22 protein-coding genes are annotated in these 25155 nt (G+C 40.4%); 15 read left to right on the top strand and 7 right to left on the bottom strand.

Annotation, left to right across the window (positions count from 1 at the left end):
• Positions 1 to 49: 49 nt before the first annotated feature.
• Both AACZ73_RS14430 and AACZ73_RS14425 read right to left on the bottom strand, forming a co-directional pair.
• The gene (locus tag AACZ73_RS14430) at positions 50 to 1123 is read right to left on the bottom strand and encodes an agmatine deiminase family protein (RefSeq protein ID WP_339878889.1); all 1074 of its coding nucleotides are present in this window, start codon (positions 1121 to 1123) and stop codon (positions 50 to 52) included.
• Positions 1124 to 1129: 6 nt separating this feature from the next.
• Positions 1130 to 2005, bottom strand: a complete 876-nt coding sequence (locus AACZ73_RS14425; RefSeq protein ID WP_339878887.1) for a carbon-nitrogen hydrolase — start codon at positions 2003 to 2005, stop codon at positions 1130 to 1132.
• Between the two features lie 251 nt (positions 2006 to 2256).
• Between AACZ73_RS14425 and AACZ73_RS14420 the strand changes: the two genes are divergently transcribed.
• From AACZ73_RS14420 to AACZ73_RS14390, 7 genes are all read left to right on the top strand, one after another.
• Entirely contained in the window at positions 2257 to 2739 is a 483-nt protein-coding gene (locus AACZ73_RS14420) for a hypothetical protein (protein WP_339878886.1), read from the top strand.
• A gap of 39 nt (positions 2740 to 2778) precedes the next feature.
• Entirely contained in the window at positions 2779 to 3228 is a 450-nt protein-coding gene (locus tag AACZ73_RS14415; protein WP_339878884.1) for a nuclear transport factor 2 family protein, read from the top strand.
• Positions 3229 to 3304: 76 nt separating this feature from the next.
• Positions 3305 to 3919 (top strand): hypothetical protein, encoded by a 615-nt coding sequence (locus AACZ73_RS14410; RefSeq protein WP_339878883.1) that lies wholly within the window; start codon positions 3305 to 3307, stop codon positions 3917 to 3919.
• 1 nt (position 3920) lies between these two features.
• Positions 3921 to 4214 (top strand): transcriptional regulator, encoded by a 294-nt coding sequence (locus tag AACZ73_RS14405; RefSeq protein ID WP_339878882.1) that lies wholly within the window; start codon positions 3921 to 3923, stop codon positions 4212 to 4214.
• A 52-nt stretch (positions 4215 to 4266) separates the two neighbouring features.
• Positions 4267 to 4593, top strand: a complete 327-nt coding sequence (locus AACZ73_RS14400) for a hypothetical protein (RefSeq protein ID WP_339878881.1) — start codon at positions 4267 to 4269, stop codon at positions 4591 to 4593.
• Between the two features lie 46 nt (positions 4594 to 4639).
• A complete protein-coding gene (locus AACZ73_RS14395) occupies positions 4640 to 5419 on the top strand; it encodes a DoxX family protein (RefSeq protein WP_339878880.1) in 780 nt (259 codons plus the stop codon).
• Positions 5420 to 5441: 22 nt separating this feature from the next.
• Positions 5442 to 6683 (top strand): hypothetical protein, encoded by a 1242-nt coding sequence (locus AACZ73_RS14390; RefSeq protein ID WP_339878879.1) that lies wholly within the window; start codon positions 5442 to 5444, stop codon positions 6681 to 6683.
• 10 nt (positions 6684 to 6693) lie between these two features.
• Here AACZ73_RS14390 and AACZ73_RS14385 read toward each other — a convergent pair whose 3' ends face one another.
• Entirely contained in the window at positions 6694 to 7161 is a 468-nt protein-coding gene (locus tag AACZ73_RS14385; protein WP_339878878.1) for a nuclear transport factor 2 family protein, read from the bottom strand.
• 132 nt (positions 7162 to 7293) lie between these two features.
• On the opposite strand from AACZ73_RS14385, the gene AACZ73_RS14380 reads away from it, so the two are divergent.
• Positions 7294 to 8547, top strand: a complete 1254-nt coding sequence (locus AACZ73_RS14380) for a sodium:proton antiporter (protein ID WP_339878876.1) — start codon at positions 7294 to 7296, stop codon at positions 8545 to 8547.
• Positions 8548 to 8561: 14 nt separating this feature from the next.
• On the opposite strand, the gene AACZ73_RS14375 is transcribed toward AACZ73_RS14380, so the two are convergent.
• Positions 8562 to 9227 (bottom strand): FAD-binding oxidoreductase, encoded by a 666-nt coding sequence (locus AACZ73_RS14375; protein WP_339878875.1) that lies wholly within the window; start codon positions 9225 to 9227, stop codon positions 8562 to 8564.
• A gap of 156 nt (positions 9228 to 9383) precedes the next feature.
• Here AACZ73_RS14375 and AACZ73_RS14370 point away from each other — a divergent pair, with 156 nt between their 5' ends.
• The gene (locus AACZ73_RS14370; protein WP_339878873.1) at positions 9384 to 10301 is read left to right on the top strand and encodes a sugar phosphate isomerase/epimerase; all 918 of its coding nucleotides are present in this window, start codon (positions 9384 to 9386) and stop codon (positions 10299 to 10301) included.
• A 156-nt stretch (positions 10302 to 10457) separates the two neighbouring features.
• Entirely contained in the window at positions 10458 to 11978 is a 1521-nt protein-coding gene (locus AACZ73_RS14365; RefSeq protein ID WP_339878871.1) for an arylsulfatase, read from the top strand.
• Between the two features lie 262 nt (positions 11979 to 12240).
• Here AACZ73_RS14365 and AACZ73_RS14360 read toward each other — a convergent pair whose 3' ends face one another.
• Together AACZ73_RS14360 and fahA are read right to left on the bottom strand one after the other, a co-directional pair.
• A complete protein-coding gene (locus tag AACZ73_RS14360) occupies positions 12241 to 13746 on the bottom strand; it encodes a hypothetical protein (RefSeq protein ID WP_339878870.1) in 1506 nt (501 codons plus the stop codon).
• Between the two features lie 263 nt (positions 13747 to 14009).
• Positions 14010 to 15278 (bottom strand): fumarylacetoacetase, encoded by a 1269-nt coding sequence (gene fahA, locus AACZ73_RS14355; protein ID WP_339878868.1) that lies wholly within the window; start codon positions 15276 to 15278, stop codon positions 14010 to 14012.
• A 302-nt stretch (positions 15279 to 15580) separates the two neighbouring features.
• Here fahA and AACZ73_RS14350 point away from each other — a divergent pair, with 302 nt between their 5' ends.
• The 5 genes from AACZ73_RS14350 (at position 15581) to AACZ73_RS14330 (ending at position 22253) form a co-directional block, all read left to right on the top strand.
• Complete coding sequence (locus AACZ73_RS14350; RefSeq protein ID WP_339878866.1) at positions 15581 to 17470, top strand: CocE/NonD family hydrolase; 1890 nt, start codon at positions 15581 to 15583, stop codon at positions 17468 to 17470.
• A 312-nt stretch (positions 17471 to 17782) separates the two neighbouring features.
• Entirely contained in the window at positions 17783 to 18364 is a 582-nt protein-coding gene (locus AACZ73_RS14345) for a Crp/Fnr family transcriptional regulator (RefSeq protein WP_339878864.1), read from the top strand.
• Positions 18365 to 18427: 63 nt separating this feature from the next.
• The gene (locus tag AACZ73_RS14340; RefSeq protein WP_339878862.1) at positions 18428 to 18790 is read left to right on the top strand and encodes a DUF4260 domain-containing protein; all 363 of its coding nucleotides are present in this window, start codon (positions 18428 to 18430) and stop codon (positions 18788 to 18790) included.
• A gap of 116 nt (positions 18791 to 18906) precedes the next feature.
• Positions 18907 to 19413, top strand: a complete 507-nt coding sequence (locus AACZ73_RS14335) for a GreA/GreB family elongation factor (protein ID WP_339878860.1) — start codon at positions 18907 to 18909, stop codon at positions 19411 to 19413.
• A gap of 206 nt (positions 19414 to 19619) precedes the next feature.
• Entirely contained in the window at positions 19620 to 22253 is a 2634-nt protein-coding gene (locus tag AACZ73_RS14330; protein ID WP_339878858.1) for a valine--tRNA ligase, read from the top strand.
• A 154-nt stretch (positions 22254 to 22407) separates the two neighbouring features.
• On the opposite strand, the gene AACZ73_RS14325 is transcribed toward AACZ73_RS14330, so the two are convergent.
• A complete protein-coding gene (locus AACZ73_RS14325; RefSeq protein WP_339878856.1) occupies positions 22408 to 24942 on the bottom strand; it encodes a phosphoenolpyruvate carboxylase in 2535 nt (844 codons plus the stop codon).
• Between the last annotated feature and the right edge of the window lie 213 nt (positions 24943 to 25155).

The following is a 25155-nucleotide window of genomic DNA, read 5'->3' as shown; positions in this document are numbered from 1 at the left end:
ACGGAAATAATTACCAAGCAGACTAAAGACGGCGACTGCCTACTGCAAACTATACAGCCGGTTCCTGCTGACTCAAGCAATGGAAACTACCTAATCCCCAAATAATATCTTTGGAATCTACTCCTACTACTTTTCGATCTGGGAAACAATCTGAAATAATATCCAACGCTTGCTGATCTTTTTTATCTCTGAAAGTCGGAACGACAACAGCATGATTAGCAATGTAGAAATTCGCATAGGAAGCAGGCAGTCTTTGATCTTCCCAAACCACTGGATCCGGCATTGGAAGCTCAATTACATTCAGTTGCTTACCGTTTTCCAAACGCATCTTATGTAATCTCTCCAAATTCTCTTGTAGCAATTGATGATTTTCGTCTGACTTATTCTCCTCCACCACCGTCAACACAGTATCCTCATTGACAAAGCGGGTAATGTCATCAATATGCCCATCGGTATCGTCACCAATGATCCCATCTCCTACCCAAAGAATATGGTTTACTCCGTAATAATCCTGAAGGTAGCGTTCGATCTGAGCTTGGTTCAAATGTGGGTTTCTATTTTCATTCAATAGGCAAGCCTCTGAGGTCAAAAGCGTCCCTTTTCCGTTGAACTCCACCGAACCACCTTCCATAACAATTCCTGGTTTGAAACAAGGAATCCCCAATTCAGCAGCGATTTTGATCGGAATCTGGTTGTCCAGATCATGAGGAGGATATTTATTTCCCCATGCATTGTAATCCCATTTCACCAAAACCTTTTTTACATCCGCTTCAGGATTAACCAGGAAAGCAGGTCCGTGATCTCTGCACCATGCATCATTCGTTGGGAAAAAGTGAAAACGGAGATTTGCCAAGTTTACTCCTGCTTTTTCAAGATGGGACAAAGCAAAAGCCTTCATGGCTTCATCTGCCACGTTGATATTGACGATTTCGCCAAGCGCTACGTATTTGATAAACTCGGAATAGGGTGCGTAAACGGTGTCGATTTTTCCAGGCCAGGATTCCTCCTTATGTGGCCAACTCAACCATGTAGCTGTATGAGGGGCAAATTCCGCAGGAAAATAATATCCCAATTCTGCGGGAGTTTTGGCTCCCGAATTGGCAAGTGCAAAGATATCTGTCATGAATGTCTATTCTTCGTCCAAGTATCGCTTGGTGATTGGCTGATAGGAATCAATTCTACGGTCTCTCAAGAAAGGCCAGTGAGTTCTGTATCTATCAGAACCTGCAAAATCAAGCTCTTCCACGTGGATTTGCTCTTCTTCGTGGGAAGCTTTAAATAATACTCTTCCAAAAGGATTGGAAACAAAAGATCCTCCCCAGAATTTCATATCCCCCTCGATTCCGCAACGGTTCACGGAAACCACGGGAATACCATTGGCTACCGCATGCGAACGCTGGATTGTCTGCCAAGCGCCGTATTGCTCGTCATTAGTCAGACCATCTTGATCCTTGTGCCAGCCGATAGCTGTAGGATACACCAAAAAATCCGCTCCTTTCAAAGCCGTGATTCTCGCTGCTTCCGGATACCACTGATCCCAACAGATCAAGACACCAATATTCCCGAATCGCGTTGGGAAAACTTTGTAGCCCAGATCTCCTGGAGTGAAGTAAAACTTCTCAAAATAGCCTGGATCATCCGGAATATGCATTTTACGGTACTTGCCAAGGTAAGAACCGTCCGCATCTAAGACTGCTGTAGTATTGTGGTACAAGCCTTCTGCCCTTTTCTCAAAAAGGGATGCAACGATGACCACGCCAAGTTCTTTTGCCAAGGCACCAAAGGTATCCGTAGAAGGGCCTGGGATGGCTTCAGCCAACTTGAAGTTTTCGTAGTCTTCTACATCACAAAAATAAAGGGAACGGAACAGCTCCTGAAGTACAACCACCTGAGCGCCTTGGGCCGCAGCCTCACGTACACCAGAGATGGTTTTTTCAAGATTATCTGCCACATCTGCAGAACAACTTAACTGGACCAAGCCAACTTTAACAGTTTTATTTGCCACTATAGATCGGTTTTAAAGATTAAGGTTACAAAGATACTTTTGCCTGCCGCCATTCACAAATCGAGATTTTGAAATTCACATTTCGTTAATTTAGCAGTCAAGGAGTCTGATAACGGAAGGAGAATAAAAATGATTCACTAACGTATTCCCTTTGTATAGTTGTAATAACTATTTCTAGTCTCTAAGAAGGAATCCTACTGATTGAAAATAAACTATTTAATCTACCTTATACGGCAGCTAATTACCCAACTATGTTTACCAAATATTTAAAAACCTCAAAACCACCCACTCATCCTTTATTTGTTTGGGACGGGGAATGCGGCTTTTGCAAATATTGGATCATGGTATGGCAGAGTAATACGAAAGGGTTGACTTACCGAACTTTTCAAGAGGTAGCGAGAGATTTTCCGGACATCCCACTCAAAGAATTTAAAAAAGCTTCCAGACTCATAGAGCCGGATGGATCAGTTTTTAGTGGCCCTGATTCGGCATTCCGGACTTTCTATTATTTCCATAAACCCAATAAACACTGGCATAAGTGGTATGAGAATTCTTCAATCTTCCAAAAGCTCACTGATCACGGCTATAATTGGATGGCAAAAAATCGACCGCTAATGATGAAAATTACGCTTGCTTTTTGGGGTAAGAATCCACTCAGGAGAAAGACCTATTGGCTTTTTTGGCTGACTGGAGCGATGAGTATTCTTATAGGAATGATTTATTTACTGAGTTAATTTCTAAACTTACAATACTTTAAAATTTCGCTAAGCATCATGAAAACCTTCATCTTATCCGTATTCTTTTCCTTTTTTATTTATTTTTCTACTTCGGCACAGCAATCCTGCATGACTGAACAAACTATTTTGACTCTGGATGCTCAATGGGAAGCCATGAACTTGAAACCAGACCCTGAATTTTTCAAAATCACGCTCGCAGAGAATTTTGTGTGGGTTCATAACCACGCATCAATGGTTGACACCAAGAAAGATGTAGTGCAACGAGCTGAGAAGCAAGCCAAAAATGGAACAAGCAATACCAGATCTAGAGTACAAAGCGATGTCAAAGTTGCCATCACAGACAATATGGCGGTGGTTACGGGATTTACCCTAGTCGATAGAGATCCTAGTCCTACGCGATATCATTTTATGAGGACTTATATAGAAGTAGATGGTAAATGCCTCCTTGCAGGAAATCACACCATGGCAGTTCCAGAGGAAGAATAATTTCTAAATATATTTCAATACTCTGATAAAATTTAGAATTTTTCATTTTACTTTGTAACTCAAAGTACTTTTAAACATGAGAAAACCCGAACAAGAGTTAGCCGAAATCAAATCCATGATGGAGCGAAGTACCCGCTTCCTATCTCTAAGTGGACTTTCTGGGATACTAGCTGGAACTTACGCCCTGATAGCCGCAGGAATGGCATATATTTGGGTTTATTATCCAGAAATGCCCTTTGGAAGCAATATCAGTGAAATCAAACAAGAAGATATCTTAGGAAAATTACTTGCGACGGGTGCAGTTGTCCTACTTCTTTCCATTGGTACGGCCTGGCTCATGAGTCAAAGCAAAAGCAGAAAAAAAGCTCACAAGTTCTGGACGCCAGCAAGTAAACGATTTATTCAAGCCTTATTTATTCCGGTTGTAGTCGGCGGTATATTCTGTCTGGCATTATTATTAAAAGAACATTATGGAGTAGTCGCTCCAGCCACATTGATTTTCTATGGACTTGGCCTGCTGAATGCTTCCACTTTCACACTCAATGACATTAAATATCTAGGTTATTGCCAGGTTGTTCTCGGCCTAATAGCCGCTTTCTTACCCGGCTATGGTTTGATTCTTTGGGCAGTTGGTTTTGGAGTTTTGCATGTCATCTATGGCGCGATGATGTATTACAAATACGACAGATAAGGTGAAGGGGAATTACGACAAAGCATTTGAAAATGTGGTTCGGCTACGGGTCATGTCCATCCTGATGGTGAATGAAAATTATGATTTCAATTCATTTAAGGAACTATTGGAGGTGACTGACGGGAATCTCGCCTCTCACCTGAAAAACCTGGAGAAAGCAGAATACATCTCTGTAAACAAGAGCTTTGTAGGAAGAAAAACAATGACCACCTACGAGGCGACTTCGCAGGGTAAAACAGCATTTGAGGAGCATCTGTTATTCCTCGAAAATTTAATTAACGAAAACAAAACCTAAAAAAATTTAACACTTCACTTTGAATTACAAAGTGCTTTCAATTTTCAAAATCATGGACACTAAAATTAAACTTCTAAAAGGTATCCAAGCTAAATCTGCAATAATCGCCGGATTAATTGGTGCTAGTATTCCATTTTCATGGCTCATGTTTCTCATTCTGGTCAAGAGTTCGGAATTCGAAAACTGGATGTTTGTCCCCCTCACATTTATTCCACTGGGAGGCGTATTCGGTGGATTGTTTTTCTACCTCATGGGATTTGTTTGGTTCCCTTTTGGTCCCCGAAAGCTGGGAGCAATCATTTTCAGTACACTCTTCTATTTTATTGGAATCTGGCTAAGTGCTGTTTTTTCTTTTAGCCTGGTTGGACTTTGGGACTAATCATTCTCTTCTAAATTAATTTGAACACCCATAAATTCAATAGAAAATGACACTAGCGAGTTTACCAGAAAAGTTAGAATCCTATTACTTCAGCATTAAGAAAAACAGATGGCACTGGTTGTTTCAACTCGGATGCAGAATCCTGCTAGCCTATGCATTTATAGTTGCGGGTATGGTGAAAATCCTAGGCGAAAGATTTGCCAGCGGTTTATCTGTGATACATCCCATGGGCTCCTATCTGGAAGCCCTGCATCACACTGGCTATTACTACACGTTCATTGGAGTGGCCCAGGTGCTAGCTGCCATCCTACTTCTTATTTCTCGCACTGTATTAATGGGGGCTTTACTATACCTGCCCATCATTGTAAATATTTGGATTTTATCATTTGCAGTTCGATTTGTGGGCTCCTATGTCACGTCTCCATTGATGGTGTTGGCCAACCTCTACATTCTAGCATGGCACTACGATAAACTGAGATACATCTTGCCTTTTAATCAATATTCGAAGGAGGTAAGCTTCGCAAAGCCCGTGAAATACGACAAAAAGTTTCCCTTTCTGTTTTTTGCAGGTGTTGCTTCAACCATGGTTTTTACTGTATTGTATTCCTTTTTTGGACATGAGGTTATGCCACAGAATTCATTAAAATCATGTAATGCTCAATTTGAAAATACTGAAAACCGAGAAGCAGGATCTGAATTTTGTGAATGCGTCCATACAATTGGAAATCCACTCGACACTTGTCTGGAGAGATTTGATCAATTAAAAACTAGCATTCACTATTTAAGCAGGAGTCCCCTACACCAAGAAATAGCTCTTATCATTTAAAAACACCTTATCCATCCATACCATGCAGCAAGGAATTAAAAACCACATCGATGATCCAGCCTATCTGGAAAATCTTTACAGAAAAAACAAATCGGGCTTTAAAACCGCATTTACAGCTGTCTATCCCGAAATGACTGATAGCATCACTGCCAAAATCTGGCATGAACGACTAACCTATGAATCCAATTCCATTTCATGGGGATCTAAAAATGACTTCCTTTTTGTTGCCATTTCGGCATTTCTCGCTGGAATGATCGCAAGGATTCCTTTTACATTTTCTGTTTCGGAAGACTTCTTTTATCCGAGAAATATAGCATTCATAGTCTTCCCCTTTCTGACGGCCTTTTTTGCCTGGAGAAACCAATTAGCCCCAAAGACAATTGCAATCATAACTGCTATCTCTGTAGCCTGTCTGATTTATATCAATTCACTTCCGGATAAAGAAACGGATATACTCATTCTAGCCTGTCTACACCTTCCAGTAATGCTCTGGATTCTCATCGGTGTGGCATTTACAGGAAATGAACCAAACAATCTGACCAAGAGGCTGGATTTCCTCCGGTTTAATGGAGATGTGATCGTGATGTCTGTCTTGTTAGGAATAGCAGCAGGAATTTTATCGGGAATTACCTTTGGACTTTTTGCTTTGATAGACATCAATATCGAAAAGTTCTTCCAGGAAAATCTAGTGGTTTTTGGACTTCCAGCCATCCCTATTTTGGCTACGTTGCTAACTCAAACCAATCCTCAGTTGGTAAATAAAGTTTCCCCTATCATTGCTAAGCTCTTTAGCCCGGCAGTATTAATAATGCTGGTAATTTACCTAGGAGCAATAGTCTTTTCCGGAAAAAACCCTTACACCGATCGGGATTTCCTTTTGATTTTCAATGCTCTACTGATTGGAGTAATGGCACTGATCTTTTTCTCAGTGGCTGAAAGTGCTGAAAAGAAAAAGAATAGCACTGGCTTCTGGATTTTATTTCTTCTGTCCATCGTCACCATCATTGTCAATGGAGTCGCTCTTTCTGCAATCTTATTCAGAATAGCAGAATGGGGCTTTACGCCAAACAGAATGGCCGTATTGGGAAGTAATATGTTGATGCTGATTCACTTATTGATGATTGCTGCAAAACTTTACAAGACAGTAAAGAATGCTAATGAAAGTATTGAAGTAGGGAAAGCTATCGTGCGATACATCCCCATCTACTTCATTTGGGCTGCGTTTGTTCTGTTCATCTTTCCTCTGATTTTTGGCTTTGAATAATCAGGTTTAGTTATTTTGGAGTGACAACTCCCATAAAAGTTTGGCGGATAATTTTGCCATCATGAATGATAAATGAATCAGAACAGTGCTCAAATTCAAATTTGGGGGCATCTGCATTCCAAATGATATACCCTACATCTTTAACAGCCATGTTTTTGGATACAGTTACCAACGTAGAATCTGTGGGTAAGGCAGCATAAGCATTTATGAAATTCTCACGGATTTCTGCCAAACCTCTATATGTACGGTCAGGTGTGACCAAAATAGACTCTTCAATATAATCGGCCATCACTTCTTCGAGATCATTTCCAATAAATGCCTCTAAGTGATGGTCTACCACCTGTTGTGTTGTCTGCTCATCATAATTTACTTCTGGGATAGTAGAACTTTTTATTTCAGAACTCTCTACTTCCGCACTTTTTTGGTTGCAGGACATTAAAACACAAAAAACTAAGATTAATAAATTATTGATTTTCATAGCCATTGGAAATTTTATCACTTCCAATTTAATGATTTTGACCTTTTTGAGCTAGGTTTTTATAAAAGCCTTAATTGGTCAATAGATGAAATGATTGTACTTTGAAAAAACCAATCTATCAAGCGACTCCCTATGGACATTTTTACCATCATTACTATACTTATTGTTCTTTCCGCAGCTTTTGCTTTTATCAACACCAAATTTCTGAAGCTACCTTTTACCATCGGTCTGATGATTATTGCTATTGCATTTACCGTAGGTATCACGCTCTTAGGGAAAATCAATCATTTTTTTATAGACGAAGCGGAGTTGCTTATCGGCTCAATTGACTTCGAAACGGCACTGTTAGATGTAATGTTGAGCTTCCTCCTTTTTGCCGGAGCTCTTCATACCAAATTAGATTCCCTGAAAGCTATGAAAGCACCAATAGCTGCCTTTGCAACGATCGGGGTAGTACTTTCAACTTTTTTAGTGGGAACCATGATGTACTACATTTTCATTCTTTTCGGGCATGAAATAAACTACATCTACTGTCTTCTTTTCGGCGCGTTAATCTCCCCTACTGACCCTATAGCTGTTTTAGGGATTCTCAAAGATGCCAATGCTCCCAAAAAACTGGAAGTCAAAATTGTGGGTGAATCCCTTTTCAATGACGGTGTGGGCGTGGTAGTTTTCCTTGTTATTTTTAAGATCGCCCAAAAAGGACTCAGCTCGATAGATGCCAGTGAAATAGGATTATTATTTCTGGAAGAAGTGGTAGGCGGGATCGTCCTGGGCTTGATTACAGGTTGGGCGACCTTTAGACTAATGAAAGTCATTGACAATTACGAAACTGAAGTAATCATCACCCTGGCCCTGGTAATGGGTCTTTCAGGATTGGCTCATTATTTACACGTTTCAGGTCCATTGGCGGTGGTAGTTGCCGGCATATTTATTGGAAATAAATCACCAAAAATCGCATGGTCAGAGACCACACATAATTATGTGGATAAATTTTGGGAGCTGATCGATGTGCTACTAAATGCAGTATTGTTCGTACTAATTGGTCTCGAATTATTAGTTATCACAGCCACTGGAGAATATTTGATTTTTGGCTTGATAGCTATACCAATTGCATTGCTTGCCCGATATTTATCTCTTGCAGGACCGGTGGCAATCTTTAGAAAGAAATTGGATTTCATTCCTAAAACCGGTTTAATGATGACTTGGGGAGGGATCCGTGGCGGCATCTCAATTGCTTTGGCGCTATCCTTGGAACCTCAAATGGAGCGGGAATTATTTCTCACCGTTACTTATGTAATTGTAGTTTTCTCGATTATTGGACAGGGGCTGACCATTGGTCCTTTGGTGAAAAAGGTTTTGGCAACAAGTCTCTATAAAGCATAATATCAGATTAAGCTTTACTTTTCAAAAGTGATAGCTTCAGGCTTAGCACCAAGTTCTTCCAAAATTTTACTGATATTCTGGACCATCTGATCTGGTCCACAGATATAGAATTCCTGTGTAAAATCTTTTACATGAGTCTTGAGAAAATCCTTATCTATCCTTCCATTTTGATGTCCGCCAGCCTGTTCTTTATCTAAAATTGAGATAAAATTATTGCCGAGGGCTTTTCGGAAATAGGATTCAAGAATTACATCTTTAGCCGTTTTATTCGCAAAAATCAAGGCATTGCCCTGCAATTCATCTTTAATTTCTAAATCCCGGAAAATCCCGATAAAAGGTGTAATACCAGCTCCACCAGCAATAAATACGCCTTTACCCTGATATTGAATTGCTCCCCAAGCATCATCCACAATTAACTCGTCACCCACTTCCATCTTGCGTAATTCATTGGTCACGCCATCATGATCAGCGTAGGATTTGATCACGAATTGTAAGTGTTCCTCTTCTGGCAAAGAAGTGAAAGAAAATGGTCGCTTCTCTTCTTTCCATTCCTCCTTATTAATTGCCACTTCAGTTGCTTGGCCAGGAATAAAAACATATCCTTCAGGTTTCTCCAAAGTGTATTGGTTTACATCGTGTGTTACTGGTTGTATGTCTAATATTTTCAATACATGTGTCATGGTAAATGTAGGGTTGGTTTAGTCTTTCAAACGTATTTGAGCTTATTTGTTTGTCTGTGACCAAATTTTCTCTGCCCTCATTTTAAGAGTAACTTTAACGAGGGGGGAATTATTTCTATGATTTAGCTATCTTGAACGCATCAAAAACGATAACCTATGAAACATAATTCTAATTTGACCTTTTCATTACTCCTGGCCTTGACTCTTGGCTTTACAGCGTGTAGTACTGAGAAAAACACTGAAGTAGCTTCTGAGACCCAAGAAGTTGTTCAAGAAGAACCTGAAAGCTTCGGCGGACTTGCACTTTATACAGTAAGAGATTCCATGGCTAGTAATCCCAAAAGCACACTTCAAGCAGTAGCGGATGCAGGCTATGCTTATGTAGAAGCAGCAAATTATGAAGATGGCAAATTCTATGGCATGACTCCTTCTGAATTCAAATCTTACCTGGAATCACTTGGCCTGACTGCTAAAAGTGCCCACATGGGTATGTTGAATATGGAGAACGCTGAGCAATTGATCGCTGATGTGAAGGCAGCTGGGATAGAATACTTTGTTATACCTGTCCCTCCTATGGGCATGTTTACTTTTGATCAAGCCACCCGATCTATGGGGATGAAAGGAACCCCAGATGAATTGGTGAATATCATGAATAGCTTGGGAGAAAAATGTAATCAAGCGGGAATCAAACTTCTTTACCACAACCATGATTTTGAATTTAAAAAGATGGCTGACGGTACTGTCATAGAAGATCTTCTATTAGAAAAATGTAATCCTGAATTTGTAAACTTCCAGATGGACCTTTTTTGGGTGGCTAAAGCTGAAGTTGATCCTTTGACTTACTTCGAAAAGTACCCGGGAAGATTTAAAGCTTGGCACGTAAAAGACATGAATGCTGAAGGAAATTTTGCTCCTGTCGGCACAGGTAATATTGATTTCAAAAGAATATTGGCAGAAAAAGACAAGTCCGGAATGGAGTTTTACTTAGTAGAACAAGACCAAACTTTTGGTTTGGATCCTATGGAAGCCATCAAAATCAGCCATGGCGGATTGGAAGAGATAGGCTTCAAGTAAAGTGTATTTTCTTCTTTAAAAGAAAAGCCATTCCGATCTCTTCGGAGTGGCTTTTTTCGTTTTGGGAATTCATTTGTTTGAACTCACCAGCTTTGTTCTGCTAATTTCGATGGTAATAGGTATATTAAACAGTCAGCCCTGAACTGTTTTCTGATTATGATAAACCCAATAAATTTATTCCTTCTTCTACTTTTCCTTCCATATCAGCTCCGACTAGCTGAAGAAAAACCCAATATAGTTCTAATTCTGGCTGACGACCTGGGCTGGTCAGATATTGGTAGCTATGGAAGTGAGGTAGAAACTCCGAATTTAGACTGGCTTGCAGAGAGAGGCGTCCGATTCACTCAAATGTATAATACATCAAAGTGCAATCCTTCGAGGGCAGCATTGATTACGGGCATGTATGCTCAGCAGGTTGGCTATGGCGCCACTTACCTTCAGCCTTTGAAAAATGGAATCACGGTCGGAGAGCTTCTTAAATCAGCTGGATATATAACATTGTGGGCAGGCAAGCATCATGGTTTCGATCATCCTATGGACCGCGGGTTTGATAGGTATTATGGATTAAAAGAAGGCGCTTCAAATCACTTCAACCCCGGTCCTCGTCGAGATAATGAACCAGAACCTGCCCAAAAAAGACCTGATCGGCCATTTTACGAAGACAGAAAATTGATGCAGCCTTATACAGTGCCGCAAGACTATTACTCCACTGACTATTTCACCAAATATGCTTTGCAGTGGTTGGATGAGTACAAAGAAGATAAAAAACCATTTTTTCTTTACTTGTCTTATACAGCTCCTCATGACCCATTAATGGCTTGGCCTGAAGACATCAAGAAATACAAAGGTAAATATTCCGAAGGCTATGAGGCTATCCGTAAAAAGCGATTTGAAAAGCAGAAAAAGCTAGGAATCATAGATGAAAGCTATTCTCTAAGCGAGCCAACTTATGCGCCGTGGGAATCTCTTTCAGATTCTGTCCGAAAAGTTGAAGAGCTGAAAATGGAAGTATATGCAGCAATGATTGATCGAATGGATCAAAAAATCGGAGAAATAATCCAGAAGCTAAGAAAACAAGGCAAGCTAGATAATACTGTTTTTCTTTTCCTTTCGGACAACGGTGCTTCAGCCGAAGTAGTAACTATCCCTGGAAACGGCGAAATCGGATCTGTTGGACAGTGGACTTCCCTGGGACCAGATTGGGCAAACGTAGGTAACACTCCACATCGCTTTTACAAAAACTACTCCTTCGAAGGCGGCATCAAAACACCTTTGATCATCTCGTGGCCGAAAGGCCTGGGACATGAGAATGAGGTAAGTGCTTTCCCAGCCCACCTTATAGATATTCTTCCAACACTTGCCGAAATCGCAGGTGCTAATTACCCAACTGAATATAAGGGAAATCCTATTTTTCCTGCTGAAGGCCAAAGCCTTTTGCCAGCTATCCGGGGTGAAAAATCACAACGGGAAGAAGCAATTTTCTGGGAATGGTCTGTGGGCAAAGCCGTGAGAAAAGGCGACTGGAAACTTGTCACTCATGGAGAAAATGCTCCCTGGGAATTGTATAATCTTAAAAGCGATCCAACAGAGATCAATAATTTAATTATTCTGCAACCCGAAATTGCTAAGGAACTCGAAATTGAATTTCAAAACTGGAAAACCAGAGTTAGTCTTTGATTAAGTCTAAACTCAGTTAGAAGGTAACAAACCACTTGTCTTAGATATTCAATGAGCGGAAACACCACAATAATCCTGATTTTCGGAATCCTGATTCTACATTTTGTAGTTGGGATCGGCTATTTGGTTTTCAAACTATCCCCCAAAAACCAAAACAACAAAAAGTGATTCCTTTAGAAGATTAGAGATATGATCTGGTGTTTTCATGAAAAAAACCACTTCTTAGTAGAAGTGGTTTTCGAGATTAAACCATTTTCAATCTTTACCCAAGTAATAGTGTCAAATTCCGATGGGTATTGTTATAACCGACCCAAGAATAACCATTTGTAGTCCTCGCACTTGCTGCCAGTACAAAGCTGTAAGCACAGGATTGAGGTGGTCTCCAATTTCCGGATTCAGGAATTAGCTTGTTTACAAAGCCTGCCCAATTTCCTTTTGCAGGGGTATAGTTTTCACTATAAATACTGGTAGAAAGCCCATCTCCATAGGTGGCATAAAAACTTACTCCTCTGAGATTTCCTTCGGGATCATTGGCAGTAATCCGAAAATTTAAGCCATCCGGAGCTGCGCCTATTGTTTCGATCGCACAGGCAGACACTTCGCTGCTGCCATGCTTCACACTTTGGATCACAACGTCTGGAACATGATTGTCTATATTCAACCTCAACACTTGAGAATCCAATTCAGTATTACTAGTACCTACGTAAAAAGTAACTTTCACACTGTATAAACCTGGCAGAAGTCCTGTAGTTGGGAACTGAAGGAGCAGATCATCAATGGAGTAATCTATACCAGGATTTGCCAGCTGATAATAGCCAAATGAATTCGGAGCAAATGACTCCAGCACATAAGTTGACCCTGTCCAACGATAATTCGACCAATTGCTAATCAGATTTGTATAGGAACCTCCACTGGGACCTGCTATTTCCACCTTATACTTTCTGTTGTTTGCGCTATACAGGCTTTGCATCTTGGTTCTATTCCCGATAAGATTCAGCGTACCACCAAAGGCCGCATTCTCCACAAAGTGATAATATCCCGAGCCCGTTGTTGCCCTACCGGTGGTTGGAGAGATTTTCGTGGTAGGAATTAATCCTACGCTGCCTACCAATGGTCCCAAATCCTTGGAAGGAATGGATGGTTTTCTGCTAAGGATTAGTTGTCTTAGCTTGGTGAAATCCTTATAGAAGTTTGTTGGAAAATCTGTTGTAAATCCAGGGTTACTGGACTTTACTCTAAATCCAAAATACGTATATGGGGTACTAAGTGGCCAAGACAGCGCCACATTAATCTCACTGAGTTGAATTTTGAATTTCCAGATTCTATGAGACTCACTTGAGTTTGGACTAGCCCCAAATTCCTGCACCACTGCCGAATTAGATGGATCAGAAAGTAATCCAGTCCATTGACCAGGACCTAGATATTTTTGTTTTCCCAGCTTGTTTGGTTGTCCAGGGTATAAGCCATAGTTCACATCCACACCAGAAGTGATATTACGATCACGGTTGTTGTCAAAAGACAGCCAAAAGTAATCGTTCGTACTTGGGTCATTTCCAGTATCAGACACCACATCCAGTGTCAGGTAAAGGAAATTAGCATCATTCTTTGCCATCACAAAGCCTCTTGAAAATTTGAGAGTGCCGGCACCATCCCAGTCTCCAGCCATTATGGGTTTATTGATATCAACTGGATTTACTGCCCACTCGCTTCGAAGTGGCAACGCAAAAAGAATAGGGGTTGTAATAGATAAATTTTTAAGCTTAGCCATTTTTTTAAATAATTATGAATTTGAAAAGAAAAGTTGCCTCTTAAAAAGTTGAGACAGATCTGAAAATATAATCCCGCTATCATGTGAAAAAAATCATGCATTAAACGGAAACCAAAGAATATCAGTGAATAGAAATCCCTTCATAAACTGATGTTCAAACGCTTAACAAACTTAAAGCTTGGATAGTAAATCAGTTGGAAAATCTTCACAAAAAAACCCTGACTTGTACTAAGTCAGGGTTTTAAATAATTGTTTTTTGCAAATTACTTGGCTGGAACTACCTTGGTTTTCACTTCTCCAAAGCCAACTCTGATTCCATCTTTCTCCGCAAATCCTTTCATAATTACGGTATCTCCGTCCTCGATAAAAGTTCGCTCAGCTCCGGATTCAAGTTTGATCTTTTTTTCTCCATTCCATGACAATTCCAGCATGGAACCAAAGGAATCGGGCTCCTGACCAGAAATTGTTCCCGATGCCATCATATCGCCAACATTGATATTGCAGCCATTTACTGTGTGATGAGCGAGTTGCTGAGCCACATTCCAGTAAATATTTTTGAAATTGGAAGTACAAACTTTTGTACTCTTTTCATCTTCCGGCTGAATGTAGGTTTCTAATTGAATATCAAAACTATGTGATTTGTCACATTTCAAATAATCAAGCACCTCTGGTTCCTGCACGGGACTTTCCACTTTGAATTGCTCCAAGGCTTCCAAGGTTACTACCCACGGAGAGATGGAAGAAGCAAAGCTTTTTCCTAAAAATGGACCTAAAGGCACATATTCCCATGCCTGAATATCGCGTGCTGACCAATCGTTAAACAATACAAAACCGAAAATATAATCCTCAGCATCTGCTGTTGATACAGAGTCACCAAGCTTGGTTGATTTGCCGGTTATAAATGCAAGTTCCAACTCAAAATCCAGCTTTTTGCTAGGTCCAAAAACGGGAGAATCTGATCCAGGATCTTTTGTTTGTCCTTTTGGCCTGATTACCGGCACTCCTGAAGGAATAATGGAGGAGGCACGACCATGATATCCGACAGGCAGATGTTTCCAGTTTGGCAATAGAGCATTCTCAGGATCACGGAACATTTTACCTACGTTCGAGGCATGCTCCATACTGCTATAAAAATCTGTGTAATCACCGATTTTGACAGGAAGAAGCATTTCTGCCTCCTTCCTATTCACCATTACTTTTCCACGTGCAGAATGATCTCTAAGCTTTTCATTATCTGCTAGCAACAGGTCCTGTACACGCTCTCTAATTTTTTTTGTAATCACCTTTCCTAAGCTAATCAACTCATTAAGGGAATCACTTAAGAATACTCCTTCAGGTAAAAACATGTCGGAAAAGAATCCTTCCTGATCCAGCACACTCAAATCGACAATCTTGTCACCGATAGCTATTCCGATACGTGCGCTAAGTCTTTTATTCTGAAATACTCCGAAAGGAAGATTGTAAATTGTGAAATCAGAAATCTTTGATACTTCCACCCAGGTACTCAGGGGGTTGGTTGGGCTGTCGCTCATTGGTAAAAATCGTTGTGACCGCAAATTTAGCCTTTATGTATGAAATGAAAAGTTTTAAAAAGGAAGATTATACGATTCATCATCTCTTAAAGCTCGTAAGTATTTGGAAACTTGACCTTTAGTGGAAATTATCAAAACTTCAATTAATTCGCCACCATAAATAATGACCAATCATCATTTTATGCAGTTCTATTCCTGTCTCTTCGCTAACTTAGATTGAATCTGAAGGTCTGTCACCAGTTAAAGACCCCATACTAATTGGATAAAACAAAAAATCGGGATATGAAAAAAATCATTAACGCATGAAAAACTTTTACAACATCATTCTCACTTTTCTGCTTGTCATGGCCGCCTTTGCTGCTTCTGCACAGGAGAAAAGCATAATCGACCAACTTGAAGAAGTAGCTATTGTAGACCAGAAAGTCATGATGCCCATGCGGGATGGCGTTCGTTTGGCTACAGATATTTACCGTCCCAAAGGAGAAGGGAAGTACCCTATTGTATTTTCAAGAACTCCCTACAACTTCAACACCTGGGGAAATGGAGAAATGAATACCCGCACTATGCAAACTGCCCTTTCCTGGGTGGAGAAAGGTTATGCATACGTAGTTCAAAATGAGCGTGGAAGGTATTTTTCAGAGGGAGATTGGGATATCCTAGGCGTTCCTTTGACTGACGGATATGACGCTTTTGATTGGATGTCCAAGCAAGATTGGAGTAATGGGAAAATAGGAACTTTGGGTTGCTCGTCCACTGCGGAATGGCAAATGGCTGTGGCTTCCTTAGATCATCCAGCATTGGCCGCTCTTGTTCCACAAGGCTATGGAGCAGGTGTTGGCCGGGTAGGTGAATTTAATGAGCAGGGAAATTGGTACAGAGGTGGTGCCGGACAGATGCTTTTCACCAACTGGCTTTATGGAGTTCAGCAGGATCCTTTGGCTCCTAGATTGCCAAAAGGTATCAGCCAAAAAGATTTGCTAAGGCTACAGCGCTTTTATGATATGTCTCCTGAATATCCTAAAATCGATTCCAAAGAGGCATTAAGCCACCTTCCTATTCAGGATATTATTAAAAATCAAAATGGTCCTATGGGAATCTATGAAGAGATGATTACCCGCAAACCTAATGATCCAAAGTGGTTTGAAGGTGGATTGTATCATGATGATATGCCTTTTGATAAGCCAAGCTTCTGGTTTGTGTCTTGGTTTGATGTATCAGCCGGGCCGAATATCGCCTTGTTCAATCACGCTAGAGAGAATGCTGTTTCTGAAATGGCTAGGAATAATCAATACTTGGTGATTGCTCCAGTATTGCACTGCTCTTACACTCGTGCTACTGAAAACACCATGGTGGGTGATCTTAATGTGGGTGATGCCCGATTAAATTACGACGAGATTATTACAGCTTGGTTTGATGTGTGGCTGAAAGGCGAAAAATCTGAGGTCATGGAAGAAATGCCAAGAGTACAGTATTATACTATGGGCTCAAACAAATGGCAAACTTCAGATGTGTGGCCTCCTGCAGATGCTGAGATGAGTACCATGTATTTGGACTCAGAAGGCAAAGCAAATACACTTAATGGAAACGGAAAGCTTACTTCAAAAAAACCTAGAAAAGACAATCCTGATACGTTTACCTACGACCCGATGAACCCGGTCACTTCCTATGGCGGAAATGTCTGCTGCACAGGAAATGCTATTGATGGTAATGGCGGCTCCAAAGATCAATCTGAGATGGAAAAGCGTGAAGATATCTTGGTTTATACTTCAGATGTGCTGGAAGAGGGAATTGAGGTTTCGGGATTTATTGAATCCTACCTCTATCTATCCTCAGATGCTAAAGACACTGATGTCACGATCAAGCTGATCGATGTATACCCTGACGGAAAAGCTTACAATCTGGATGAAACTATTCAGCGTGTTCGATATAGAGAAGGTTATGATAAAGAAGTTTGGATGGAAGATGGAGAAGTTTATGAAGTGAAAATGACCCCCATGAGTACTTCAAACTACTTCGGCAAAGGACATAGAATCCGCATCGAATTGAGTAGTTCTAATTTCCCTCGCTTCGATAGAAATATGAATACCGGAGGAAATACCTATGACGAGACTGAAGGCGTGATAGCCACAAACTCCATTCATCATGGGGCAAAAAGTCTAAGCAGAATTGTGCTGCCGATAGTGAAAAAGTAAATTTTATCAATTTGATTATCTGTAATGATACCAGCCAAATTTGATACTTTGCTTATTAGGCAGGATGAGCTAAGTGGATTTTATTCTTAAGATTAACAAATCCCGAATTGTTTTTTTCATTTACCTGGTAGAAAAGTGGATGTACATATATATCTATATTGATACTTAAAAGGAAGCAGAAATGCTTCCTTTTATTGTTTGGCTTTGTTTGAGAAAACCAATTTCTAATAAGCCAGTACAACTCCAAAACAGCGTACCTCCAAGTAATCTTCTCGACCTTTGTGTAAAAAATTCACTATTTTCACCCTCACTATGACAGCCCTCGAACAAAATATAACCACCTATTTCGGAGTCATGCGTGAAGATAGTTTGAAATCCATAAGCTCGAGATTTCATCAGGAAACGCTGAAAAAGGGTGACTACTTTTTGAAAACAGGAAAGCCCTGTAACAAGCTAAGTTTTATAAAATCAGGATTGCTGAGAGTTTATAAGCAAACTGACGGCAAAGAAGTCACCCAGTGGATTTCTACGCCTGGCTATTTCGTAGCAGATCTTTCCAGTTTACTTTTTGGCACTCCTGCACGATGGAATATAGAATCTTTGACTGATGCAGAGCTTTTCACTATCAGTGGAGAGGATTACAAATCCATCGGAAATGTCGTTGCGAATTGGCACGAACTTGAGAAATTGTTTATTGGTAAATGCTTTACCTTTTTGGAAGACCGGGTTTTCACCCACTTATCCATGACTGCCGAAGAACGCTACATTCATTTCTTCGAGTACAATAAAGAACTATTCAACCAGGTTCCACTCCAGTACATCGCCTCTATGCTTGGAATGACACCAGAGACATTCAGCAGAATCAGAAATAAACAGCTCAGTTCAACTTCTTGATATTTATCAAGAGCGCTCTCCCTACTACTTCCCAATTTTGCCTCAACACTAATTCAGTTAGAAATGAGGAACTTATTAAAATTGGAAGAAGCAGCAATATTTCTGTTATCCCTATATTTATTCAGCACATTAGATTTTGTCTGGTGGTGGTTTCCAACACTCTTGTTGGTCCCTGATATTGGTATGGTCGGATATTTAATCAATCCAAAAGTTGGAGCTTTTCTATATAATTTATTCCATCACCGATTGGTCGCAGCGGCTGTTGCATTTTATGGTCTAGCATTTGAAAACGAGTATTGGATGTTTGCCGGGATTATACTATTTGCTCACATTTCCTTCGACAGAATCATGGGCTATGGATTAAAATTCAATGATAGTTTTAATCATACACATCTTGGAGAAATTGGGAATATTAAGCGCAATTGAGAAGCTTTGAACCTTAATCAGGATTAGTATTCCAAAATTCGATTCGTTCAATTAAGCCTCATGAAACTTAATCGCACCTCTATTCCTTATGTAGGTTAGACAATCGCAACCAACCCATGAGCAGAGGATTTGTAAAAGAAGATGATCAGGAAGAAACACCACTTGTGCCGCCAAGAGCGGATTTACCAGAGGGTGTTACAAATTTCGTCACAGAAAACGGAATGTCGGAACTACTTGCAGAAAAGCAAGCGCTGATCGATGAAAAATCTGCTATTGAAGCCTCCACAGAGCAGGAAAAACGTGTTGCTTCAAATTACATCAATGCAAAAATGCGTTTGCTTGATGAGCGAATAGCAGTTGCTAAAATTGTGAATTTAGACGAGCAGCCACAAGATGAAATACGCTTTGGCGCAACCGTAACGCTCAAAATCGGCACCAGCCCTAAGCATCAAACCTACCAGCTTGTAGGTGTGGATGAAGCAGATATTTCTAAAAATAAAATCTCCTTTATCTCTCCTATTGCCAAGGTATTGATGGGTAAGAAAGTCGGGGAAAAAGCAATATTAAAGTTGGCCAAAGAGGATAGGATTTTTGAGATCATGGAGGTTAAATACAATAGATAGTGTGAAATCCAGGACTGGAAACACATAATAGCATGACTAAATTTTTGATCCTGCCTCTGCAGAAGCAGGATCAATTCCTTCGCACCCTTTGCGAATTCTTTGTGACCTTTGTGGTTAAATTAGAATCAAACCATAATTGATCCTCCAATCATGCCTCCAAAATTGGCTTTTTCCCTATTTTTGCCCCTCTAAATACTAATCTGAATATGTCTATTGCCAGCAAATACGATCCAGCATCTACCGAAGCTAAGTGGTACGCTTACTGGATGGAACACAAGCTATTTTCGTCGAAAGTTGATCCGAATAAAGAGCCTTACACCATCGTAATTCCTCCCCCTAATGTCACAGGAGTCTTGCACATGGGACATATGCTGAACAATACCATTCAGGATGTATTAATCCGACGTGCCAGAATGCAGGGCAAAAATGCTTGCTGGGTTCCTGGCACTGATCACGCTTCGATCGCAACAGAAACCAAGGTCGTTAATCTGCTAAAAGAGCAAGGCATAGACAAAAAATCCCTTTCCCGCGATAAATTCCTTGAGCATGCCTGGGAATGGAAGGAAAAATACGGCGGGATTATCCTGGATCAATTGAAAAAATTGGGAGCTTCCTGTGATTGGGATCGAACCGCCTTCACGATGGATGCAGGCTTGAGTGATGCTGTAATTTCTGTTTTTGTGGATTTGCACAAAAAAGGAAAAATCTACCGTGGTATCCGTATGGTAAACTGGGATCCAAAAGGCAAAACTGCCTTGTCTGATGACGAGGTGATCACTAAGGAAATCGCATCAAAACTTTACTATATAAAGTATAAGATCGAAGGAACAGAAAATGAATTTCTGACCATCGCTACCACCCGTCCTGAAACAATCATGGCAGATGTGGCAATCTGCGTCAATCCAAATGATCCGAGATTCACTCACTTGAAAGGAAAGAAAGCCATCGTCCCTTTGATCAATAAAGCCATCCCTATTATAGAAGATGAGTACGTGGACATGGAGTTTGGAACAGGCTGTCTGAAAGTTACTCCGGCTCATGACATCAATGATTACGAACTTGGACTGAAGCACAAACTCGAAGTAATCGACATCTTAAATGATGATGGAACTCTAAATGAAAAAGCTCAAATCCTAGTTGGCGAAGATCGTTTTGTCGCAAGAAAGATGATTGGCAAAAAGCTGCAGGAAGTAGATCAGTTGGAGAAAATAGAAGATTACAAATCTAATGTAGGTCACTCTGAAAGAACTGATGCGGTCATTGAGCCGAAACTTTCCTTACAGTGGTTTTTGAAAATGGATGAGATCACCAGGCCTGCTCAAAAGGCAGTGATGGAAGATATAATTCAACTTTATCCGCCAAAATTCAAGAACATGTATCGTGCTTGGATGGATAATGTACGTGACTGGTGTATCTCCCGCCAACTTTGGTGGGGACATAGAATTCCAGCCTATCACCTTCCAAACGGAGAATTTGTTGTAGCTAAAACTGCCGAGGAAGCCTTGCAACTTGCCAATGAGCAATTTGATGGTACGTTTACCTTATCTGATTTGCAGCAGGACGAAGATGTATTGGATACCTGGTTCAGCTCTTGGCTTTGGCCTATTTCAGTATTTGACCCGGAAGTTTTCACTACGGGCAAGCCGAATGAGGAATTGAACTATTACTATCCCACAAACGATTTGGTGACTGCACCTGAGATTTTATTCTTTTGGGTAGCGCGTATGATCATAGCTGGCTATGAATACATGAGAGAAAAGCCCTTTAAAAATGTATATCTGACAGGTATCGTTCGAGATAAACTAGGTAGAAAGATGTCCAAGTCTCTTGGCAACTCCCCTGATCCTCTGGACTTGATTGCCCAAAATGGAGCTGATGGAGTCAGAACAGGAATGCTCTTCTCCTCTCCTGCCGGAAATGATTTGCCCTACGATGACAAATTAGTGGAGCAAGGAAGAAACTTTGCCAATAAAATCTGGAATGCTTTCCGTCTGGTAAAAGGCTGGGAAATCGATCCAAATTTGGACGGATCGAAGAATAATTCCAGCATCGAATGGTTTGAAAACCGTTTCAATCAAGCGTTAATAGAAATCAATGAGCATTATGAGAAATTCAGAATTTCGGATGCCTTGATGACTACTTATAAATTGGTTTGGGGCGATTTCTGCTCTTGGTATCTTGAGATGATCAAGCCGGAATATCAGCATCCTATCGATAAGGCTACTTACGACAAGACAATTGCTCTTTTCGAAGACATCCTAAAGATCTTACATCCATTTATGCCATTTATCTCTGAGGAACTTTGGCACCAGATCAAAGAAAGGTCTGTAGAAGAATCATTGATACTAGCTTCCTGGCCAAAAGAAAAAGGGTATGACAGCAATATCATTGAGGAAGCAAATCAGGTGTTTGAGGTTGTTTCCCAGGTTAGAAACCTACGAGCTTCCAAAGGCATGTCCCCTAAAGAATCGCTGGATCTGACCATCAATTCTAAAAATGAAGCATTGTATGGAAGATTCTCAGCGGTACTTAATAAACTGGCAAACCTGTCCTCATTAAACTTCGGGGAAAAGGTAGAAAATGCAATCAGCTTTGTGGTAAAATCTGATGAGTGCTTTATTCCAATGGGTGACTCAATCAATGTGGAAGAGGAAAAGGAAAATATCCAGAAAGAAATCGACTACACTAAAGGCTTTCTAAACTCGGTGATGAAGAAGCTCAGCAACGAACGATTTGTAGCTGGAGCACCTGCTCAAGTAATTGAGATGGAGCGCAAGAAGCAAGCTGATGCAGAAGCTAAAATTAAAGCTTTGGAAGAGAGTCTGACTAAGCTGGGTTAATCAGATAAATCTACCGTAAAGGTCAGCTTTTCAGATAGCCTGACCACAATTAGGTGTAGCAAATACAAAAGCTCTTTGAACTTCACGGTTTAAATAAGAAAGCCCGGTTGAATTTAAGTTCAACCGGGCTTTGACATTCATTACTTATTGAAAATTATGCTGCGTTTCTCGCCGCATTGATGATTCCAAACATACTTCTCAAAATCAATCTCTGGAGCACTTCAGTGGTCTTACCTGTTTCCAGGATTTGCTGAATCGCATATTGCTGTACCGTAATCAAAGGCAATACTATTCGCTCACGAATTTCGATCGACTTTTTGATCACTTTATTATCTCCCATCAACTCATCCATGGAAGAAACTTGTTTTAGTTTCTCGATGGACCTGAGGTATTCACTGTGCATGATCTCCCAAAATTCCCCATAGTTTTTATCCTGCTTCAAATAAGCCGTGGCCGGGTAAAAACACTTGGTAAGAGACTGCATCGAATTGCCAAGTAGAGCTCTGAAGAAAAGAGAGTTATTATAAAGTTCTTGCAGTTCGCCCAGTTTACCTTTCTTTTCCAAAACTTCAACGGCTGCTCCTACTCCGTAAAAACCAGGAATATTCTGCTTCATCTGTGCCCAAGAACCTACGAAAGGAATAGCACGGAGATCTTCAAATTTCAAGCCTTCACCTTTACCTCTTTTCAAAGGTCTGGATCCAATATTAGTCATCCCAAAATACTTAAGCGGCGTGACATGCTCCAGATATGGAACAAACATTGGATGACTTTTGAATTTCTTATAAGATTCATAAGCCTCACCCGCTAATTCGTCGATCAAAGCGCGTTGTTCTGTATTCAGGTTTTTATCTGCTCCTACATATAGATGATTTTCTAAGCCAGCACTTAGAAGCTGCTCGAAGTTATAGGTACATGAAGCTACTTTTCCATAATTAGCAGAAATCGTCTGACCTTGGATCGTAACCTGGATCTCGGAATTCTCCACTTTCTCACCTAGAGAAGCATAGAAGTTATGCATATTTCCTCCACCACGTGCAGGAGGTCCTCCTCTGCCGTCGAAGAATACGACTTCAATGCCATTCTCTCTGGAAACCCTGGTCATTTCCTCTTTTGCTCTCAAAATAGACCAGTTGGCTTGTAAATACCCACCATCTTTGGTTCCGTCAGAGAATCCCAGCATGATGGTTTGCTTGTTTCCTCTAAACTCCAAATGCTTTTTGTATTCAGGCATGTTGTAAAGACTAGCCATGATTTCCGGAGCTTCTGCCAGATCATCGATCGTCTCGAAAAGTGGCACAATATCCAAAGGCATATTTTCCTTGTCTTTACCCAAAGACAATAAATTCAGCTTGAATACTTCAAGAAGGTGCTTTCTGGATTGACAATTGGAAATAATGTATCTGTTCATAATCTCCTCTCCGCTTTCCTGCTGGATAGAATCAATCACACCCATAGACTGAAGCATCTCTTGATTGAAAGGATCCTGAAAGGAATCTATTTCAGGAAGTTCAGTAAGGCTCATGATTTGGGCAATCTGCTCATCTTCTGTTCCTTCTAGCTTTTTACCTTGCAGTTCAAAAATCTCCTCGATCAATGTATCGTGCTTACGGCTATCCTGACGCATGTCCATGCATGCGAAGTGGAAGCCAAAAATCTTAACCTTAAGAATAAACTGATCCAATACATCCAAGAAAAGACCTTCATGATACTTGATCAATCCTTCTCTTGCAGAAAGCAAATCTCCAAGCAACTGCTCTTTCGTTTGGTAAACAGGATTATTTTCAAATAAAGTTGCATAAAGGCCACGTTCAATGTTGATCAGTATTTCTTCGACATGCTTGAAAGTCAATCTTCTACGCACTTTACGCACGTCTTTGTAATAGCATTTTAAAACCCACTTTTTCAGACGAGCCGCTACTTGCTTTGTGATCGTATGGGTGACAAATGGGTTGCCATCCCGATCTCCACCTGGCCAAAAACCAACTTTCAACAAGCCTGGATTATCCCAATCATGTAGAGGGATATTTAATGAACCCAGCAATCGGGTCATAATATCCGTAATACTTTCATAAAATATGTTTTCAAGAAACCATATCAAACTTATAGCTTCATCATACGGAGTCGGTTTCTCCCGTTTGGTAAAGCCAGTTTTTCCCAGTTGCTGAAGTAGGGAATTGATCTTGCCAATATCATCTGTGCGGATTGCATTTTCGAGATCAGTGATAATTGCCAGAACATTTCCTGGATAAAACTGTGTAGGGTGAGCAGTGAGGGTAAGACGCACAGAGAAAGTCTTTAACTTTTCTATCAATGCCTCACGCTTATTATCGTTATCAGTTCGGTCAATCAGTGCTTTGATTGTACCTTTTCCGTTCAGATCATGGATTTTTTCATAGGCTGCATCTTCTATCGAATCAAACAATACAACCTGTCTTTCAACGTATTGAATCATCTGAAATAGCAAATCGGATTGCTGCTCCGGAGTGGATTCCGGCATTAATTCATCGAAAAACCCTGCAATAATTTCCTTTGGAGTCAATCCTTTTTGGAAACCATCCTGACATGCTGTCCCTAAAATCGGAAGTAAAGTTCCGGTGCGGTAGATGTCATTGAAGGGAAGATCTAAAAATAAGCTGTTGTAAATGGTGAAGCGCTTGGCTACTTGGGTATCATAAGTTTTGTACATTATTCATCTTCCGTTTTAATGGTTAAGCAAATTAGTAAAAATTCTAAAAACTGAAATAACTATTGTATTTTCATTAATAAATATTCTTTTTCCCATCCTTTTTATTAACCAAATGAGTAATTTTTAGATAAAAAGGCAAAATCATCATTTCAAATTATTCGATATCTTCGATTATGCTAAGATCACTTTTATCAGCAGGCCTGCTTGCTATCT

The sequence above is a fragment of the uncultured Algoriphagus sp. genome (genome assembly GCF_963974835.1).
Classification (GTDB): Bacteria; Bacteroidota; Bacteroidia; order Cytophagales; family Cyclobacteriaceae; genus Algoriphagus.
Note: the sequence above shows the minus strand (reverse complement) of the source record. Positions and strands in the feature narration are given on the sequence as shown.